The organism is Streptomyces sp. MnatMP-M17, from assembly GCF_900091995.1.
Taxonomy (GTDB): domain Bacteria; phylum Actinomycetota; class Actinomycetes; order Streptomycetales; family Streptomycetaceae; genus Streptomyces.
This window is the reverse complement of record NZ_FMDK01000605.1, coordinates 1-3,487: the sequence shown is the minus strand read 5'-3', so window position 1 is coordinate 3,487 and position 3,487 is coordinate 1. Positions and strand designations below refer to the sequence as shown.

2 protein-coding genes are annotated in these 3,487 nt (G+C 65.4%); both read right to left on the bottom strand.

The window, feature by feature from the left end; translation table 11 throughout:
* Positions 1 to 76: 76 nt before the first annotated feature.
* On the bottom strand, positions 77 to 2,572 hold the full coding sequence (locus GA0115259_RS25735; RefSeq protein WP_093601436.1) for a mannose-1-phosphate guanyltransferase: 2,496 nt from the start codon (positions 2,570 to 2,572) through the stop codon (positions 77 to 79).
* A 109-nt stretch (positions 2,573 to 2,681) separates the two neighbouring features.
* Positions 2,682 to 3,290: a CDP-alcohol phosphatidyltransferase family protein gene (locus GA0115259_RS25730; RefSeq protein WP_066949929.1), complete on the bottom strand. Its 609-nt coding sequence runs from the start codon at positions 3,288 to 3,290 to the stop codon at positions 2,682 to 2,684.
* Positions 3,291 to 3,487: the final 197 nt, after the last annotated feature.

The following is a 3,487-nucleotide window of genomic DNA, read 5'->3' as shown; positions in this document are numbered from 1 at the left end:
GCTCGCGTGCCCGCAGTGACATCAGCCGCTGCCGCGGCGGGCGCTCCCTGATCCGGCCAGCTCCAAACGAAAGACCCTAGTGACCGGCTCCGTCGACCACGGCCGACCACTCGTCGAGCAGTGCCTGGGCCGAGGCGTCGTCAGGGCCTTCCGCCCACAGATGGGTGATGGCCTCGGCCGGATCGGGCAGGACCATCACCCAGCGGCCGTCGGCCTCCACGACCCGTACACCGTCGGTCGTGTCCACCTGCCGGTCCCCGGCCGCCTCCACAACACTGCGCATCACCAGTCCCTTGACCGCCCACGGTGTGGCCAGATCACGACGCAGCACATGAGCACGGGGGATACGGGCGTCGATCTGGCTGAGAGTGAGCTGAGTACGGGCCACCAGACCGATCAGCCGTACAAACGCCGCCGTGCCGTCGAGGACGCTGCTGAACTCCGGCACGATGAAGGCGCCACGGCCGTCGCCGCCGAAGATCGTGGACTCCTCACGGCCCACCCGGGTCAGATCGTCCGGCGAGGTCGTCGTCCACGCCACCTGAGTGCCGTGGTACGCGGCGACCTGCTCAGCGATACGTGTGGTCGTCACAGGCAGAGCCACCCGCCCGCTGCGCCGCTCGGCCGCGACCAGATCGAGCAGCACCAGCAGGGCCCGGTCGTCCTCGATGATCCGCCCGCGCTCGTCCACCAGCGACAGCCGCTCGCCCACGGGATCGAACCGCACTCCGAACGCGGCACGCGCCGAAGCGACGATCTCACCGAGTCTGACCAGTCCTGACCGGCGGGATTCGGCCGTCTCCGTGGGCCTGGACTCGTCAAGGCCGGGATTGATGGTCAGCGCGTCGACACCGAGCCGGCCCAGCAGGCTGGGCAGGACAAGCCCGGCGCTGCCGTTGGACGCGTCGACAACGACCTTGAGCGCCGCCTCGGAGATCCCTGTCGTATCGACATTGCGCAGCAGCGAGCCGGTGTACGAGTCGAAAACGCTGGCCGGGAAGTGCAGATCCCCGATCTCGCCCGGGAAGGCACGGCGGTACTCCTGGCGCGCGTACACCCGGTCCAGCTTGCGCTGGCCGGCCTGGGAGAGATCCGCGCCCCGCTCGTCGAAGAACATGATGTCCACGGAGTCCGGCACACCTGGCGAGGTACGGATCATGATGCCGCCGGCACTGCCACGGGCCGTCTGCTGACGGGCGACGGGCAGCGGTACGTTCTCCAGGTCCCGTACCTCGATGGCACTGGACTGGAGCGAGGAGATCACGGCCCGCTTGAGCGCACGGGCACCACGGGAGTGGTCACGTGCGGTGGTGACGGTGGAGCCCTTCTTGAGGGTGGTGGCGTACGCGCCCGCCAGCCGCACCACCACCTCCGGCGTGATCTCGACGTTCAGGATGCCGGAGACACCGCGGGCACCGAAGAGATGCGCCTGTCCCCGGGACTCCCAGATCACCGAGGTGTTGACGAACGCACCGGCCTCGATGGTCTTGAACGGATAGACCCGCACATTGCCCTGGATGATCGATTCCTCGCCGACCAGACACTCGTCGCCGATGACCGCGCCGTCCTCGACCCGGGCCGCCCGCATGATGTCGGTGTTCCTGCCGACCACACAGCCGCGCAGATTGCTGTGCTGACCGATATAGACGTTGTCGTGGACGACGGCTCTGTGCAGGAACGCACCGGTCTTCACCACCACATTGGATCCGACGACGGTGTGTTCGCGGATCTCCGCGTCGGCCTCGACCTTGGCGTAGTCACCGATGTACAGCGGACCTCGCAGAACGGCGTCGGGATGGACCTCGGCGCCCTCGGCGACCCAGACGCCCGGCGAGATCTCGAAGCCGTCGATATCGACGTCGACCTTGCCTTCCAGCACATCGGCCTGGGCCTTCACATAGCTCTCGTGCGTGCCGACATCCTCCCAGTAGCCCTCGGCGATATAGCCGTAGACCTTCTTGCCTTCCTTCATGAGCTGAGGGAAGACATCACCGGACCAGTCCACGGAGACATCGGCCTCGACATAGTCGAAGACCTCGGGCTCCATCACATAGATACCGGTATTGACGGTGTCCGAGAAGACCTGGCCCCAGGTGGGCTTCTCCAGGAAGCGCTCGACCTTTCCTTCCTCGTCCACGATCGTGATGCCGAATTCCAGAGGATTCGGCACCCGGGTCAGACACACCGTCACCAGTGCGCCCTTCTCCTTGTGGAAGGCGATGAGGTCGGTCAGATCGAAGTCGGTGAGGGCGTCGCCGGAAATGACGAGGAAGGCATCGTCCTTCAGCGCTTCTTCGGCGTTCTTGACGCTCCCCGCGGTGCCGAGCGGCTTCTCCTCGTTGGCGTAGGTGAGCTCCATGCCGAGCTCTTCACCGTCGCCGAAATAGTTCTTGACGAGGGAGGCAAGGAATTGCACGGTTACGACGGTCTCGCTGAGCCCATGGCGCTTGAGCAACCGCAGTACGTGCTCCATGATGGGGCGATTCACCACCGGCAGGAGCGGTTTGGGCATACTCGAGGTCATGGGGCGAAGTCGAGTTCCTTCGCCACCAGCCATCACGACGGCCTTCATGTCGGAAGCGTCCTCCTTGAAGAGACGGTCTCGCCGACTTCACCCGTCCGGACAGCGGCCCCCAACGTCAGGCGTGAGCCGGCGACACTGCACGGCTCACATCGACGAGCTAATCGGCCGCGGTGTCCGCCTTGACGAGCCGACGGACCTGGACCACATACAGGATCCCTGCCCACCAATAGAGCGTCGTACCCCATCCTGCGAACGCCCATCCGAAAACTTCGGCGAGTGACGCAAGCCAACCGCTTCCGTCACTGAGGAGCAGGAGCGGGAAGGCGTACATCAAGTTGAAGGTAGCCGCCTTCCCGAGGAAGTTCACCTGCGGAGGCGGATAGCCGTGCCGGCGAAGGATTCCCACCATCACCAGAAGCATCAGCTCACGGGCCACAAGAGCCGCGGTGAGCCACAGCGGCAGGATCTCCCGCCAGGTGAGACCCACCAGGGTGGAAAGGATGTACAGCCGGTCCGCCGCAGGGTCCAGGAGCCTGCCCAGACTGCTGATCTGGTTCCAGCGACGGGCGAGCTTGCCGTCGAGATAGTCGCTGACACCGCTCAGCATCAGCACCAGCAATGCCCAGCCGTCGCTGTTCGGCCCTCCGAACTCGGGGCGGAGGATCAGCCACAGGAAGAGGGGGACGCCGACGAGGCGGGCCATGCTGAGGATGTTGGGGATGGTGAGCACCCGGTCCGTCTGAACGCGAGTCTCCTGGACCTCCACCCGGGGGCCTCCTGTGTGGAACGTGCCAACGATGCCTCCTGACCTTACCCTCAGCGTCGGCGGCACAGTGCAAGGGGGTAACAACCGGACATCGGATACAGATCCTGGAACGTCCCGGAACGCAGAAATGCCCCGCGCCAGATACCTGGCACAGGGCACTCCCACAATAATTGTTCGGCGGCGTCCTACTCTCCCAC

Excerpts from the sequence above, each read along its gene's own strand:
- GA0115259_RS25735 (WP_093601436.1), bottom strand. The coding sequence starts at position 2,572 with ATGAAGGCCGTCGTGATGGCTGGTGGCGAAGGAACTCGACTTCGCCCC.